The organism is Helicobacter pylori, assembly GCF_001998165.1.
GTDB lineage: Bacteria > Campylobacterota > Campylobacteria > Campylobacterales > Helicobacteraceae > Helicobacter > Helicobacter pylori_DL.
Genome location: NZ_MTWR01000004.1, coordinates 1 through 16,128, shown reverse-complemented (window position 1 = coordinate 16,128; position 16,128 = coordinate 1). Strand labels below are relative to the sequence as shown.

Sequence of the window (16,128 nt, the reverse complement as noted above, 5' to 3'; positions counted from 1 at the left end):
GTTTAACTAGGGAAAAAAGGCAAAAGCAAAAAGCCTTTAATCGCTAAAGCATTAATAATATCAACAAAAAACGCTCCCACTAAAGGCACGACAATAAACGCTACATGCGATGGCCCGTAGTGGTTGGTGATGGTTTGCATATTCACCATAGCCGTTGGAGTCGCTCCAAGCCCAAAACCGCAATGCCCCGCGCACAACACCGCCGCATCATAATCCTTCCCGCATACCCTAAAGGTTACAAGCACCACATAAAAGATCATAAATACCACTTGAACGCTCAAAATAACCGCTAAAGGCACAGCGAGTTTTAACAATTCTAACAAATTCACGCTCATTAAAGCGTAGGCTAAAAACAGGCTCAAGCTCACGTTCCCTATAACTGAAACCTCTCTGTCAAACACGCTATGGATTTTAAAAAACGACAAGGCATTTCTTAAAATAACCCCCACAAACAAGCACCACACGAAAGTCGGTAAAGTGAAACTTTTAGGCATCAGATGCGATAAAAAAGTCCCCACTAATAAAGCTATTGCAATGAGAGCTAAGGTTTCTACAAAACTGGATGCGGTGATTAGGCGCTGCTCTTTAGGGGTTTCAAAACCTTTAGACACCACGCCCTCTAAAGTGTCTTTTTCTTTAGTGTCTTTAGGCTCTAGTTTGTATCTTGAAATCAAATATTTAGCGACAGGCCCTCCAATAATCCCCCCACTCACCAAGCCAAAAGTCGCGCACACCATACCCACTTCCAAGCTAGAGCTAAAATTATAAGGTGGTTGGGTGAAAAAATTAGCCCATGCCGCGCTAGTGCCATGCCCCCCCACTAAAGCGATCGATCCCCCTAAAAGCCCCATTAAAGGATTGACCCCTAAAAGGCTAGCGATAGAAATCCCCACTGCATTTTGACACACCACAAACCCCGCCACAGCCAGCAAAAAAACCGCAAGCATTTTGCCGCCTTTTTGTAAAGATTTGAAATCCGCGCTCAAACCAATGGTGATAAAAAAAGTCAGCATTAAAGGATCTTTTAAAGAAGAATCAAACTGCAAACCAAAATTGTAAAACTGACGCGCTAACATGATAAAAAAAGCGACTAAAACCCCGCCCACAACAGGCTCTGGAATATCATAATCTCTTAAAAACTTGACTTTAGAAATCACATAACGCCCCAAGAGTAACACTAAAACCATGCACACCAAAGTGGCATAAATATCCAACTTAATTTCTTGCAAGCCTGCATCCTTATTAATCAAATTTATCTTATTATAATATAATACCCCCCTAAAAGAACGAGATTAGTTAGAAAGTAGGTGTTCCTTGCATACAGTATTACAAATTGGAGCTGGTGGCGTAGGCAGTGTGGTAGCGCACAAAATGGGCATGAACAGAGATGTGTTTAAAAATATCATTTTAGCGAGCAGGAGCTTAGACAAATGCCATGCAATTAAAGAAAGCATGCTCAAAAAGGGTTTGGGGGAAATTGGCGTTGAGCAAGTGGATGCCGATGATACGCAAGCCTTAGTCGCTTTAATCCAAAAACACAAGCCTAAAGTCGTTGTTAATGTGGCTTTACCCTATCAAGATTTAACGATCATGCAAGCATGTTTAGAGACTAAAACGCATTACATTGATACCGCCAATTACGAACACCCGGATTTAGCGAAGTTTGAATACAAAGAGCAATGGGCGTTTGACAAGGCTTATAAAGAAGCAAGGATTTTAGGGGTTTTAGGGGCTGGGTTTGATCCGGGCGTTACGAACGCTTATGTCGCTCACGCTCAAAAACACCATTTTGACACTATCCACACTTTAGATATTTTAGATTGCAACGCTGGGGATCACAAACGCCCTTTTGCCACGAATTTTAACCCTGAAATCAATTTGAGAGAAGTCAGCTCTAAAGGGCGTTATTATGAAAATGGCAAATGGATTGAAACTAAGCCTTTAGAAATCAAGCAAGTGTGGGCTTACCCGCAAATTGGCGAAATGGATTCGTATCTTTTATACCATGAAGAATTGGAATCGTTAGTCAAAAACATTAAGGGCTTGAGGAGGGCGAGATTTTTTATGACTTTCTCTCAAAATTATTTAACCCACATGAAATGCTTGGAAAATGTCGGCATGCTAGGCATTAAAGAAATAGAGCATCAAGGCGTAAAAATCGTGCCGATACAATTTTTAAAAACCTTGCTTCCGGACCCGGCCACTCTAGCCAAAGACACCACCGGTAAAACCAACATCGGGTGCTACATGACCGGCATTAAAAACAACCAAGACAAAACGCTCTACATTTACAACGTGTGCGATCACAAAAAATGCTATGAAGAAGTGGGTTCGCAAGCCATAAGCTACACCACCGGCGTGCCAGCGATGTGCGCGGCTAAAATGATTTGCAACGACACTTGGAGCGTGGAGCATTTTAAAGCCGGGGTGTTCAACATAGAAGAATTAAACACCGATCCTTTCATGGAAGAATTGATCAAACAAGGCTTGCCTTATGAAGTGATTGAGCGCTAATTTTAGGCTTCAATCTTCACTGGGCGCAATAAACACCGATTCCCTTTCTATCGTAATATTCTTATCGTCTGCACTATAAGCTTGTATGGTAATAGGGATTAGAGCGTCTTTAGCGCGTTTGTATTCTGTGGCGTTACTTTTTAGGGGTTTTCTTAAAATCACTACCGCTTTGATCTTTTGTCCGGCTTTAATGGCGATAGGGTTTAAAGGCTTTTTGATGTGGATGTCTTTTTGCCCTAAAATTTTGAAATAAAACTCATGGTCTTTATTGTCCGTGTTGTGGAATAAAAACACGTAATCGTTATCCACATACCCACTAGATCGCAATTCATACAGATCGCTGTTGCGGTTAATGTCTAAGAGCATGCGTTCTTTTTTAAACGAAGTGATGGCTAAAAGGGCTATCACAATAGCGATAACCCCCATGTAAGCGATCGTTTTTAAACGCACTAGGCGCACTTTTTGGCGCGTATTAATGGCGTTAGTTGAAGACCATTGGATGAGTGAAGGGCGGTTGTATTTAGCCATGGTAATCGTGCATGCATCCACGCACTCTAAGCAATTGATGCATTCTAATTGCAAGCCTTTCCTAATATCAATATGCGTGGGGCAAACCTGCACGCAATGCAAACAATTCACGCATTCGTTTTCCGCACTGCGTTTTTTGGGGGGTAAGGGAAAAAGGCGGCCCTGATTGTCATAAAGTACTCCGCCGCGCTTTTCATCATAAATAGGGTTTAAGGTGTCATTGTCATACAACACCGATTGCACCCTAGCGTAAGGGCATAAATAAATGCAAAAACGCTCCGCAACCACCACTATATCAAATAGCACCACAGCCGTGCTAAAAAGCCAAAAACCCATAGCAATAGGGTGATCGCTAGGGTTTTTAAGATACATAAAAAAATCTTCTGGGGCGATGAAATAAAAGAAAAACAACATCATTAGCCCCGCAACAACAGGAGCGAACAACAAAACGCTCAATACTTTACGCGCCTTGTAGCTTGGGGTGTTTTTAGGGCTTTCTTGTTTGTTGCTGATCTTTTTATGGAGTTTGAAAATCTTGGTTTCAATCACATCTCTATAAAGCACCCTTAAAAAGGTTTGCGGGCAAGCCCACCCGCACCACACACGCCCAAGGCTAGTGGTGATGAAAAAAATCCCTATAAAAAGCAAAATAACCATAAAAGGCATGACTTGCAATTCTTCAGCGCTAAAGATCTTGCCTAAAAAATGCAATTGCTTATGTTCAAAGGAGATCAAAAACAAATGCGCCCCATCAATGCGAACAAAGGGCGTGATCAGTAGCGCTAAAGAAATCAATAAAAACCCTATATAACGCTTCAAGCGGAACGATTTTAAAAAATGGCTAGAAGTTTCAAGCATTCTCAATATCCTAAAATTTTTAAGCCACTATACCCTAACAACTTAACGCTTTCACTTAAAAAGCAACATGTTATAATGATCGCTATTTTATTTGAAAGGGTATTTATGGAAAGCGTTTTAAATTTCCTAACCAATATCAATGTGATTTTCACCCTTTTGGGTTATTTGATTGGGGGGATTCCTTTTGGCTATGCGTTAATGAAAATCTTTTATGGCATGGATATTACTAAAATCGGATCGGGCGGTATTGGCGCGACGAATGTCTTACGCGCTTTACAAAGTAAGGGCGTGAGCAACGCTAAACAAATGGCCTTATTAGTCTTAATCTTGGATCTATTCAAAGGCATGTTCGCGGTTTTTTTAAGCAAATTGTTTGGGTTGGATTATAGTTTGCAATGGATGGTCGCTATCGCTAGCATTTTAGGGCATTGTTATTCGCCTTTTTTGAATTTCAATGGAGGTAAGGGCGTTTCTACAATCATGGGCTCTGTGGTTTTGCTCATCCCTATTGAAAGCCTCATCGGTTTAACGGTGTGGTTTTTTGTGGGTAAGGTGCTTAAAATCTCTTCACTCGCTAGCATTCTAGGGGTAGGCACAGCGACTGTTCTTATCTTTTTTATCCCTTATATGCATATCCCAGATAGCGTCAATATCCTTAAAGAAGTCGGCACGCAAACGCCGATGGTGCTTATTTTTATTTTTACCCTTATCAAGCATGCAGGCAATATTTTTAATTTATTAGCCGGCAAGGAAAAGAAAGTCTTATGAAAACTAAACAAGGCGTTCATATCCATAACTTGGTGTTTGAGGCGATTTTGGGGATTTTAGAATTTGAACGCTTAAAACCCCAAAAAATAAGCGTGGATTTGGATCTTTTCTACACGCAATTACCCAATAAAGCTTATTTAGACTACATGGAAATCCAAGAGCTTATTCAAAAGATGATGCAAGAAAAACAATACTTACTCATTGAAGACGCCCTAAAAGATTTAAGCCAAATTTTAAAAACGCGCTACAAGGAGATCTCTGAGCTTTATTTAAAAATCAGCAAGTTAGAAATTTCTCCCAATTCTCAAGTGGGGGCGAGCGTGAAAATTTACTATGAAACCAATCTTTAGCCTCTTTTTTCTCCTTATTACTTTAAAAGCGCACCCCATAAACCCTTTATTAGAGCCGTTATATTTCCCGAATTACGCGCAATTTTTAGATTTAGAACCTCATTTTGTCATTAAAAAAAAGCGCGCTTATAGACCCTTTCAATGGGGGAATACCATTATCATCAAACGCCATGATTTAGAAGAACGCCAAAGCAACCAGCCAAGCGATATTTTCCGCCAGAACGCTGAAATCAATGTGTCTTCTCAAACTTTTTTAAGAGGGATCAGCAGCGCTTCTTCACGCATAGTGATCGATTCGGCCGCTCAGTAATCAGCCGCTCAATAAAATGCTAAAACTTTTTTAATCACATTTTTCTTGGTATTTTCTTAATCCTAAAACAAATTTAAGGTATTATTAAATAGAATAATGTAATAATAACCTTAGGTTTAAAACTTGACTAATTTTTTTAGAAAAAAGTAAATAGAAAGGCTAAAAGAAATGCTTAGAAATCAATTTCGTATCGTGTTTGTCTCTTGTATTGTCGCTAGCAGTTTGCAAGCTCAAGAAAATACCCACACTTTGGGTAAGGTAACCACTAAGGGTGAAAGGACTTTTGAATACAACAACAAAATGTATATTGAAAGGAAAGAGCTCCAACAGCGCCAAAGTAACCAAATCCGTGATATTTTTAGGACTCGAGCGGATGTGAATGTGGCAAGTGGGGGCTTGATGGCGCAAAAAATCTATGTTAGGGGGATTGAGAGCCGTCTCTTAAGGGTAACGATAGATGGCGTCGCTCAAAATGGTAACATTTTCCACCATGACGCTAACACCGTGATCGATCCTAATATGATTAAAGAAGTGGAAGTGATTAAGGGGGCGGCGAACGCTTCAGCAGGACCAGGTGCGGTTGCGGGTAAATTGTCTTTCACCACGATTGACGCTAACGACTTCTTAAGAAAGAATCAAACTTATGGGGCTAAAGCGGAAGCGGGCTTTTATACCAACTTTGGGTATCGCATGAACGCCACTGCGGCTTACCGGGGTAAAAATTGGGACATACTCGCTTATTACAACCATCAAAATATTTTTTATTACAGAGACGGGAACAACGCTTTTAGGGATCTCTTCCACCCTACTTTTGACTTGCAAGATCCGAGCAATAGCGACATTGGCGTAGGGACTCCGAGTGAAGTCAATAGCGTTTTAGGTAAAGTCAATGGCTATATCAACGACACGGATACCATCAGCTTAAGCTACAACATGACAAGGGAAAATTCCACCAGGCTTTTACGCCCTAACACCACTTCAGCCCTCTCCAAAGCCAATGACCCAGGAAGCCAGCCAGCGCCTTTTGTGATTGACTTTGGGAAAGAATTAGCCCATACGATCAACTTCAACCACAATTTGAGCCTGAAATACAAGCATGATGGAGGCACTAGTTTTAGTCAGCCGCGCGTTGAATCCACTGCCTTTTTAGGGGTAAGGGGGGGCGATTATAACCCTGTGGTGAATCCTTTCGCTTACAATTCTAATGAGCCGGCTAATCCGGATTATATCCCTGAAGTGAAAGAGTGGTGTAATAACCCGGACAATATCAGCCAGTGCACGCAAGGAGCTATCAGACCCTCTGATGGAGGCTATCAAATAGGCTATGGGCAGCCGGGATCGATCAATTGGCAAGGCGCTTCTGCAATTTCCACAGGATCTAATATTTACCATGGGCTTGTCCCTAAAAATCCTGATTATGACATGACCCCCCCTAACGCTCAAAACCCTAGCGCGAACGATTGGACTTTAGGGAATGCGGACGCTGAGGGGACTTTAGCCAGAAGGATTTTTTTAATCAACTCAGGCGTTAATTTTAAAGTTACCCACCCCATTAGTGAAGATTATGGGAATGTGTTTGAATACGGCATGATTTATCAAAACCTGAGCGTTTTCTCTGGATTGGATAAAGGCAAAAACGGCTATTATAAAAACAACATTGATCCTAACGACCCTAATGGGCCGGGCTTGCCTTACCGCCATTACTACACCGATCAAAGCTCTCAATACCCTCAAAATCTAAACGCACCTAACCCGCTCTATCGTAACATGCCTCAAAATTCGCATGCGATCGGTAATATCATCGGAGGGTTTATGCAAGCGAACTACAATCTCTTGAAAAATCTCATCGTGGGTGCGGGAACTCGTTATGATATTTACACCTTGCTAGACAAAAACGGTCGCACGCATGTAACTTCTGGTTTCTCGCCTTCTGCAACCGTGCTTTATAACCCCATTGAAAGCATTGGCTTGAAAGTGAGCTATGCGTATGTAACTAAGGGGGCCTTGCCTGGCGATGGCGTTTTGATGCGCGATCCCACGGTGATTTATCAAAGGAATTTACGCCCTGCGATCGGTCAAAATGTGGAATTTAATGTGGATTACAACAGCAAGTATTTCAATGTGCGCGGGGCAGCGTTCTATCAGGTCATCAATAACTTCCTCAACAGCTACGGGCAAGACACTTCTAAAAATGGCGGGGGTAACGCGACCGCAAAAAACATGTCAGGGAATTTACCCGAAACCATTAATATCTATGGTTATGAAGTTTCAGGGAATGTGCAATATAAAAATTTCGTAGGGACTTTCTCAGTGGCTCGCTCTTGGCCGACAGCTAGGGGGCATTTATTAGCGGACACTTACGCTTTAGCTGCAACGACTGGGAATGTGTTTATCCTAAAAGCCGATTACAATATCCACAAATGGGGGCTTACTTTAACTTGGCTCTCACGCTTTGTAACCAACATGTTCTATGAAGGCTATTCTATCTACTACCCTCAATACGGCTTGATGAAAATCCATAAGCCTGGGTATGGCGTGCATAATGTCTTTATCAACTGGACCCCCACTTCTAAAAAATGGCAGGGTTTAAGGATTTCAGCCGTGTTTAACAATATCTTAAACAAGCAATATGTCAGCCAGGCTTCCGTGTGGCAAGCGAGCGCGGACGCTCCAGCAAGCGATATGATCCCTAAAAATAAACGCATGGCGCTCCCGGCTCCTGGATTTAACGCGCGTTTTGAGGTATCCTATCAATTCTAAAGTTAAAGAAATCTTAGGATTTCTTTTTGAATTTTAAACATGGAAACAAACATGAAAAAGCCCTATAGAAACCGCCAAACTCTATGGAAAAAGTTCCGCTCACTCAATCAGCTCATTAAGACGCTCTTAAGGATTTTAAAAAAGTAGTTTTATCAAAAATTTAGCGGGTTTAGATTAAGATAACGCTTTATTTTAACTCAAAAAAAGGAATCAAACGCGCTTCACCATGGCTAAAGAAACGCTTGAAATAACCCCAAATCTTTTGAAAAGCCCTTATCAAAAAATCATCAATGCGAGCGCGAGCGTTTTTGATGAAAAGCATGGGCGATCGTTTTTTAGCCCACAATTTTATGAAAAAATTGAACCTTATTTAAAAGAAGTTTTAACCCAACCCATTGATTTAGAATGCAATCTCAACACCGCTAAAAAAAAGAACCGCTTAACCCCTTTAAAACAGCTTTTTAAGGCGTGTTTTAACACCGAAGAAATTTTGATTGTCAATAACAACACCAGCGCGATTTTCCTCATCGCTAACGCTTTAGCGCAACAAAAAGAAATCGTTGTTTCTTATGGGGAATTAGTGGGGGGGAATTTTAACCTTAAAGATATTTTATTGAGTAGTGGGGCTAGGCTGCATTTAGTGGGGAATGTCAATCGCGCTTATTTAAGGGATTACCGCTTAGCCTTGAATGAAAACAGCAAAATGCTCTTTAAAACCCACAACCCTACTTTTAAAAAAGACACGCCCTTTAAAAATTTACAAGCCCTAGCCAAAGAGCATGATTTGATTGATTATTACAATTTAGGGGATGTGGATTTATTGGATAAAACGGCTTTAGAAGAGGTTTTAGCCCTAAAACCATCGCTTTTAAGCTTTAGCGCGGATAAATCCTTTAACAGCGTTCAAGCCGGTATTATTATGGGGCAAAAAGAATGGGTTGAAATGTTAAAAAACCACCCCCTTTATAGAGCCTTGAGAGCGGATAAAATCACGCTCACCTTGCTTTTTTGCAGCCTAAAAACATGGGTCAATCATCAAGAAGAAATCACCATTCATGCGTTACTAAACCAAACTAAAGACGCCTTATTACAAAAAGCCCTCAAACTCTACGCCCTTTTAAAGCCTTTAGAATTGAACGTGAGCATAGCCTCTAGCTTTTCTAAAATAGGGGATTTGCCCGATAGGGAATTGGAATCCTTTTGCGTGAAAGTCCAGCCCAAAAACACCCGCACTCTAAATTGTGAGAAACTTTATTTAAAGCTTTTCCAAAAAGGCGTTATTACAAGAATTTCATGCGCATTTGTGTGCTTTGAAGTCTTTAGCCTGAATGAAGAAGATTTGGAAAAAATCGCTCTGGTTTTAAAAGAAATCCTTAATAAGGCTTAAAAATTCGCTATAATAAAATTTCTTTCAAAAACGCCATCTCCCCCATAAAATGACAGAGAATGATAGAACATCAATTTAAAGGAACTTAAGAATGGAAAAAATCAGCGATCTTATAGAATGCATTGCGTATGAAAAAAATTTGCCTAAAGAGATGATTTCAAAAGTGATTCAAGGCTGTTTGTTAAAAATGGCGCAAAATGAGTTAGACCCCCTAGCGCGCTACTTGGTGGTTGAAGAAAACAAACAGCTCCAGCTTATCCAGTTGGTGGAAGTTTTAGAAGATGATGATGAAAGGTTAATTAACGATCCTTCTAAATACATCAGCTTGTCTAAAGCCAAAGAAATGGATCCAAGCGTTAAAATTAAAGACGAATTGTCTTACAGCTTGAGTTTGGAGAGCATGAAGCAAGGAGCGATCAACCGCCTTTTTAAAGATTTGCAATACCAGTTAGAAAAGGCGTTAGAAGACAGCCACTTTGAAGCGTTCCAAAAGCGCCTTAACAGCGTTTTAATGGGGCAAGTGATTTTAGTGGATCACAATCAAAACACTTTTATTGAAATCGAGCAGCAATTTCAGGGCGTTCTTTCCATGCGCCATCGCATCAAGGGCGAGAGTTTTAAAGTAGGCGATAGCATCAAGGCGGTTTTAACGCAAGTCAAACGCACGAAAAAGGGCTTACTACTAGAGCTGAGCCGCACCACCCCTAAAATGCTTGAAGCTTTGTTGGAATTAGAAGTCCCTGAAATTAAAGATAAGGAAATTGAAATCATCCATTGCGCGCGAATCCCAGGCAACAGAGCGAAAGTGAGCTTTTTTTCCCATAACTCTAGGATTGATCCCATAGGCGCGGCTGTGGGGGTTAAGGGCGTGCGCATCAATGCGATCAGTAACGAATTGAATAAAGAAAACATTGATTGCATAGAGTATTCTAATGTGCCTGAAATTTATATCACTCTCGCACTCGCTCCAGCCAAAATTTTAAGCGTTGAGGTTAAAAAAATCCCTATAGAAGAATTGAATGCTGAAGAAAAAGAATCCATTCAAGAGCGTTTTATTGTCAATAACCATTTGCAAAAGGCTAAAGTGCGTTTATTAGACATTGAAAAATCTAAGGCTATCGGTAAAGGCGGAGTGAATGTGTGCTTAGCGTCCATGCTTACAGGCTATCACATAGAGTTTGAAACCATTCCTAGCGTCAAAGAAAACGCAGAAAATGAAAACGAAAAAGAAACGCCAAAAGTAGGGGTAGAAGCTTTAGAGTCTTTGTTTAAGAATTGAAATGATTTCTGTGAAACTTATTGAGTTCTTAATCAAAAGAACTTTAAGAAAATACTATGCAAGATTTACAAGATTTCAAGAATGATATTACGCTCATTCTGTCTAAAGACAGATTAGATACTTATGACAGCCTAGAGCAATACAAAGAAAATTTAAAACTCATTGCTTCTATCACGCCTAAAATCTCTAATTTAGAGATTTATTTACGCAACGCTTTAGATCATTGTTTAACCCAAATTAAGGGGAGTGAATGGGTGTTTAATGAAAGCGCTTTAACAGATTTAATCAAAGAATTAAAAGAAAAAAGAAATCACGCATTCTTTAATCTTATCTAAAATGTCTTTAGGGGCAGTGATCAGGCTTATTTTTTGTTATAAGTTAGAGGGAGTAATATTAGATTTGAGAGCGTATCGTTTTAGAGCTTATTATCACGAAAATAAAGATACTTTGCTTATTAAAGGCAAAAAACGCCTTCTTTACAATTATATTAAAGCCCATATTGTTTTAAACTTGCTGTGGACGATTAGAAATCGCGCGTATCATTGGGAAAATTTACTCAAAATCCAACCGAACAACCGCCCACGAATAGCCACACCATTCAATGGAAAAACAGAAAACATTCCAATGGACAGAATTTTAGTGATTGGTATTGAACCTAACAAAATCACTCTATTTTTAGATGATTTGATTAAAAGCATTGAGAATAAAGATTTTGAAGATTTAAGTAGTTTGTAAAAAGTGGGCTACTGAAGCCCTTATAATGTAGAAGCATTATAACTCAAAAATTAGAACAAATCAAGATTTCTTAAAAGCTTACTCGCTTTTTTCATCTTTTAACAATCCTTTTAGCACAAGAGCCATTTTTTATAACCAAAATAAGTCTTTTTTCCACTATATAGATTTAAAAGCAATTTTATGGTATTTTTTAGTTTTTAAGGCGTTTGCTTTAAACATCACGATCCCTACTATTTATGGTTTTAGTCCAAAGCCATGCGTTAGAAAAAGCTTTTTAATCTTTAAATCGCATTTGATTGTTTTTGCTTGTTTTAAGGGTTAGGATAAAATAACGCTAACCCCCTAGTTTTTTGCTAGAGATTAGGGGATAAATCACCTTCAAAGGATTACTATGTCCAAAAAACATGGTAAAAAGCCCTTGTATTATACTTAAAAATACCTTTTTTTTAAGTATAGGGTTAAAATCGTTGTTAAAAAAACCCCTTAAAACCAAAGGTTTCCCCTATTTAAGGGGTTTCCTTTAAGGTGAATCGTTTTTATTTCTTGTGAAGTTTTTTAATATGATTTTAAATTAGTGATTTGTAGCTTTTATAAAAATCGTTTTTGTGAGATTAGGATAAAATAACGCTCACCCCCTAGTTTTTCGCTAGAGATTAGGGGGTAAAGTTTGTCTAGGAGACTTCTATGAGAAAAAATCATAGTAAATACTCAAACATTATACCTAAAAATCAGTTTTTTAGGGTTTTGTTTGGAATTAAAAATCAAACGATAGTTTTTCAAGAGTCCCCCTTTTTTAAAGGGGGGGTGTTTCTTAGACAAAGAACAAGCGCTTTTTATTTGTTCTGTTGCCAATATACAGATTTAAAAGCAATTTTATGGTATTTTTTTATAGCTCTTAAAACATACGGTTTGACAATATAATCACTTTCTGTCGGTTCAAAAAAATCTCTCGACTTAAAAAAACCTATTAAATCAAGATGACCTATTAAATCATCAAGTTCTTTCGTTCTAAGAATTTTATTTTGTTTTTTAGAATAACATTTATAAAGTTCTTTTTGTATCTTATAGTGGCATTCATGAATTTTAAGAGCAATTTCTTTGTCTTTTTGATCTATTAGATATTGTTCGTATTTTTTAGCTTCATTTTTAGCTCTATACCAAAGCAATACTTTATTAATAATTTTACCAACAATAAAGAAATTAGCGTAAAAGAAAAGGAAAATAAAGAAAAAGGAAAAAAGAAGAGAAAGGATTTTGTTTTGAGTGTATTGGAAAACAAACTCAAAAATCAATTGAAAAACCCCTTTTAGATTAAAAATAGAAACAAGAAACGAAACAACAAAAGCAAATGAGAAAGAAATTCTCGATCTCATTTCATGCAATATATTTTCAAATAACTTTTCCATTCACTGCCCGTCTTCAATGATTTTAATTTCTTCATCGGTGAGGTGGTAGAGCCGATAGACTAAAGCGTCAATTTCTTTTTCTAATCTTTGAGTGTTGGCTTTAGGGTCTTTTGCTTTTGTTTGTAGGATTTGCTCTGCGTAATTGGTGATTTTATCGGCTAATTCTTGGTTTTTTTCGGTGATTTTAGGAATGGGTAGCCGTTCTATAAAAGCCTTTTTATAGCGATAGCCACTCTCGCCTAGTCCTCCGCCAGCATAGAAAGTTTTGAAAGCAAAAGTGATCAATTTAGAATGTAACATTCCTAAAAGATAGCGCAAATGTTCTCCTGTGAGAATGAAGCTCGTGGCTTCTGCATAAAAACCCCCTAATTCGCATTCTCCATTATCTAAATAAAATCGTGGCTCTTGCACGATCTCGCCATACACAATTTTCTCTTTTTCAAAATCTTGCAAATAATTTGCCGCCCATCTTTGCAAACAATACCATTCGTATCTTTTTCCGGTTTCATCTTTATTGCGTTTTAAAAGTTTATCTTTATGTGAAAGCAAGTGAGCATAGATAATAGGATAATGGATAGAAAAATCTTGTTCATTTTCTTCCATGTTTTTTGGACTACCGGTATTTGGAAAATGCCAAGGTATAAAAATCACCCACAAATGCGCCCACTCATAAGAATACCTTTTAATGTCTTTCCCTCTTAAAATAGGCTTAATAAGCTCTTTTGTTCTTTCTCTTTCGCTCATTCCCCTTTCATCTTTTTGCGTATCATCGCAGTTTTTTAAGATTGCGTCTCTTTTTTCAGTGGTAATGATAAAGGCTTCGTTAGCGCCGGTTTTTATCCCGTAATTGATTTGAATACCCCAATCTTTAAGCGGGGTGCCAACACTCTCTATTTTGTCCCTCAAATCCAAAAGCGTGGCGTTGGCAAAAATAAAGCTTTCTGTTGAAAGCGCGTTCTGCCTCATCAAAAGGGAAGGGGTGTTTTTCAAATCGTCTTTATCGTTTTCGGTAGGTTCGTAATACTTAAAAACGCTCTCTTTAAGGGGCGCTTGTTTGATGAAATTCATGATGCTGGTATCCACTGCAGCACTCTCAAAGACTTTTAAGGCGTTTAATTCCATGTAGCTGACAAGGGTGGTTTTTTTGAGCAGCAATTCTCTTAATTTAGCACCGTATTTGGCTCGCGCGTATTTGTTGGAAGTGATGAAAGCGTTAAACCCCTTTTCTTTTAAAAGGTGGTAAGATAGGGCAAAAAAGTAGGTGTAAATGTCAGCGGTGCTGTTGTAGAAATTTTGGTATTGCTTTTCTAATAAAGGCTTTATGTCTTTGATTTGTTCTTGGCGGATATAAGGCGGGTTGCCAATGATGCAATTAAAGCCTAAAAAATCCCCCTCATCGTTCAACACTTCAGGGAATTCAAAGTGCCATTCAAAAGCTTTGGAATTTTTTAGATTTTCTAGCGTTTCATAGCATTCTTTGATTTTAATGAGCAGTCTATTCGCTTCAACGCCTATGGGGCTTGGTTGCTTTTTTGTCAGTGTAGGATTAAATCTATAGTTATTTTCCTTGAGCCTTGCGATCTTTAGCATTTCCATGCCAAAAGCTGTGCCAATATCAAAAATCCCATCGCCGTATTCACTTATAAAAGCCTTGAGCGATTCTTTAAGGTGTTTTTTTGCTTGGTGTTGCTCGATAAAATAGTTGATAATAAGGGATTTGAGTTTAGCGATATTTTGTAAGATTTTAGTTTTTTCTCCTAAACCTTCTTTATAGAGCATTACAGAATTTTTGTATTCTTTGATTTCAGCTTTGAGATTTTTAGAAAACTCTAGTGTCTGTCCTATGGTGAGCTTAGAATTTAAGGGGAAGTTAAAGATCAAGCTGTTAGCGCACTTAATGTTAATATCAATGTTGGGGAGGGTTTCAAGATTGTTAGTGTTCTTGCCCTTTTCAAAAATGTAATAGCTGTATTTTAAAAGCTCTATCCACAGCCTGAGCTTAGTGATTTCGCAAGAATTGGGGTTAATATCCACGCCAAAAAGGCAGTTTTCAATGATGTCTTTTTTAAGATTAAAAAGTTCTTTTTGGATTTGGTGGTGGGGGTCGTTTTCGTTATGCGGTATGGTGTAGTTAAAGATTTCACCCGTTTGCTTGTGGTGAATGATGATTTCATCGTTTTCTAATCTAAGCTCGTGGCGATACAAGGAAGCAATAAGCCCTAGCTTATAAGCAATTAACACCATTTCATTGAGTGCAGAGACTAGAAAATGCCCGCTCCCCACCGCCGGATCGCAAATGCGTAGAGTGAGAAGGAGTTGCAAGTATTCTTTAGCTTTTTCATTTGAAAAATTTCTGTCTATTTTTTCTCGCAACGCTTCTAGATTTTCGCAGTCCCACTGATAAATGGCGTTGAATTTATCCAACACGATGGGCGTGATACTCTCTTTGCACATGTAGCTCGTGATGAAGCTTGGGGTATAAAAGCTCCCCTCTTTATAGCCGTTGAGTTTTTCAAAAACAAGCCCTAAAACGCTAGGGTTAATCAAACGGCTTTCGCTGGTATCGGTATTATCTTTAATGTCTTTAGGGGTGGTGGTGAATTTATAAAGACGCAAAAATTCAAAAAAGTATTCCAGCAAGGATAAATCTTTATCTTTTTGATAATCATGTTTTTTGAGAACGGAATTTTTATAGATTTCTAGCTTTTTATTGTCTAAAAGCTTGATTTCATGCCCCTTTAATTCTAAAGGCGTTTTATCAAACAAACTGGAATTCAAATAAGGGATTTTTTGTAAAATCTTGTCTTCTTTAATTTCTGGTAAACGCTCGCTGTTTTTCTTGGCTAGGACTTCAAAAAAGAGGGTGTTTAGGGTGTTGAAATCTTTAAAGTTTTCTGTGGTTAAGAAAGGTTTTTCAAAATGCTTGAAAGAAATTAAAAGGCTTTCTAAAAGCCGTAAAAATAAAATGCGGTTATTCCAAGCAATGAGTAACGCCATGACTTCTTCATCGTCTAAATTTTTGTATTGCTTTTTTAAGGCATAACTTAGGGAATTTTCGGTGCGGCTGGGCTTGATTAAAGTTTTCCCCTTTTCATTTTGCTCTTCTAACCCTAAAATGTAGAGCAATTCTTCATAAAAATCTTTGTTAAGCGTGTTAGCGTCAAGGGTTTTCTTTTGTTTTAAAAGGACTTCTTGGCTTAAAACCTGATAAATCAAAGGGAGCATCTAACTAA

10 protein-coding genes and 2 pseudogenes are annotated in these 16,128 nt (G+C 38.5%); 8 read left to right on the top strand and 4 right to left on the bottom strand.

The window, feature by feature from the left end:
• Positions 1-2: 2 nt before the first annotated feature.
• The gene (gene gltS, locus BZK24_RS00700; protein ID WP_077656258.1) at positions 3-1,229 is read right to left on the bottom strand and encodes a sodium/glutamate symporter; all 1,227 of its coding nucleotides are present in this window, start codon (positions 1,227-1,229) and stop codon (positions 3-5) included.
• A gap of 85 nt (positions 1,230-1,314) precedes the next feature.
• On the opposite strand from gltS, the gene BZK24_RS00695 reads away from it, so the two are divergent.
• Positions 1,315-2,514, top strand: a complete 1,200-nt coding sequence (locus tag BZK24_RS00695; protein ID WP_077656257.1) for a saccharopine dehydrogenase family protein — start codon at positions 1,315-1,317, stop codon at positions 2,512-2,514.
• A 9-nt stretch (positions 2,515-2,523) separates the two neighbouring features.
• On the opposite strand, the gene ccoG is transcribed toward BZK24_RS00695, so the two are convergent.
• Positions 2,524-3,900, bottom strand: a complete 1,377-nt coding sequence (gene ccoG / locus BZK24_RS00690) for a cytochrome c oxidase accessory protein CcoG (protein ID WP_077656256.1) — start codon at positions 3,898-3,900, stop codon at positions 2,524-2,526.
• A 105-nt stretch (positions 3,901-4,005) separates the two neighbouring features.
• On the opposite strand from ccoG, the gene plsY reads away from it, so the two are divergent.
• The 7 genes and pseudogenes from plsY to BZK24_RS09315 all read left to right on the top strand — a co-directional run bounded on the left by plsY (position 4,006) and on the right by BZK24_RS09315 (position 11,489).
• Positions 4,006-4,668, top strand: coding sequence for a glycerol-3-phosphate 1-O-acyltransferase PlsY (plsY, locus tag BZK24_RS00685; protein ID WP_001875223.1), 663 nt, complete (start codon positions 4,006-4,008; stop codon positions 4,666-4,668).
• A complete protein-coding gene (locus BZK24_RS00680; RefSeq protein WP_077656255.1) occupies positions 4,665-5,018 on the top strand; it encodes a dihydroneopterin aldolase in 354 nt (117 codons plus the stop codon). Before plsY ends, BZK24_RS00680 begins: the two co-directional genes overlap by 4 nt.
• Positions 5,002-5,328 carry an iron-regulated protein gene (locus BZK24_RS00675; RefSeq protein WP_077656254.1) on the top strand — a complete coding sequence of 109 codons (327 nt, stop codon included), beginning with the start codon at positions 5,002-5,004 and terminating at the stop codon, positions 5,326-5,328. The genes BZK24_RS00680 and BZK24_RS00675 overlap by 17 nt, the downstream gene beginning before the upstream one ends.
• Before the next feature lie 168 nt (positions 5,329-5,496).
• A complete protein-coding gene (locus BZK24_RS00670) occupies positions 5,497-8,088 on the top strand; it encodes a TonB-dependent receptor (protein ID WP_077656253.1) in 2,592 nt (863 codons plus the stop codon).
• Positions 8,089-8,314: 226 nt separating this feature from the next.
• Entirely contained in the window at positions 8,315-9,475 is a 1,161-nt protein-coding gene (locus BZK24_RS00665) for an L-seryl-tRNA(Sec) selenium transferase (RefSeq protein ID WP_077656252.1), read from the top strand.
• Positions 9,476-9,566: 91 nt separating this feature from the next.
• Entirely contained in the window at positions 9,567-10,754 is a 1,188-nt protein-coding gene (gene nusA, locus BZK24_RS00660; protein WP_077656251.1) for a transcription termination factor NusA, read from the top strand.
• A gap of 56 nt (positions 10,755-10,810) precedes the next feature.
• Positions 10,811-11,489, top strand: a pseudogene (locus tag BZK24_RS09315) (CAAX protease).
• A gap of 833 nt (positions 11,490-12,322) precedes the next feature.
• On the opposite strand, the gene BZK24_RS00645 reads toward BZK24_RS09315, so the two are convergent.
• The gene (locus BZK24_RS00645; protein WP_077656248.1) at positions 12,323-12,895 is read right to left on the bottom strand and encodes a PHP domain-containing protein; all 573 of its coding nucleotides are present in this window, start codon (positions 12,893-12,895) and stop codon (positions 12,323-12,325) included.
• A pseudogene (locus BZK24_RS00640) lies at positions 12,896-16,111 on the bottom strand (type IIG restriction enzyme/methyltransferase); the annotation flags it as partial. It abuts the gene before it with no gap.
• Positions 16,112-16,128 lie beyond the last annotated feature (17 nt).

What these genes read in the sequence shown, in the direction of transcription:
- BZK24_RS00670 (WP_077656253.1), top strand. Translation starts at nt 5,497, where the DNA reads ATGCTTAGAAATCAATTTCGTATCGTGTTTGTCTCTTGTATTGTCGCT.
- plsY (WP_001875223.1), top strand. Translation starts at nt 4,006, where the DNA reads ATGGAAAGCGTTTTAAATTTCCTAACCAATATCAATGTGATTTTCACC.
- nusA (WP_077656251.1), top strand. Translation starts at nt 9,567, where the DNA reads ATGGAAAAAATCAGCGATCTTATAGAATGCATTGCGTATGAAAAAAAT.
- ccoG (WP_077656256.1), bottom strand. Translation starts at nt 3,900, where the DNA reads ATGCTTGAAACTTCTAGCCATTTTTTAAAATCGTTCCGCTTGAAGCGT.
- BZK24_RS00665 (WP_077656252.1), top strand. Translation starts at nt 8,315, where the DNA reads ATGGCTAAAGAAACGCTTGAAATAACCCCAAATCTTTTGAAAAGCCCT.
- BZK24_RS00645 (WP_077656248.1), bottom strand. Translation starts at nt 12,895, where the DNA reads ATGGAAAAGTTATTTGAAAATATATTGCATGAAATGAGATCGAGAATT.
- BZK24_RS00675 (WP_077656254.1), top strand. Translation starts at nt 5,002, where the DNA reads ATGAAACCAATCTTTAGCCTCTTTTTTCTCCTTATTACTTTAAAAGCG.
- BZK24_RS00680 (WP_077656255.1), top strand. Translation starts at nt 4,665, where the DNA reads ATGAAAACTAAACAAGGCGTTCATATCCATAACTTGGTGTTTGAGGCG.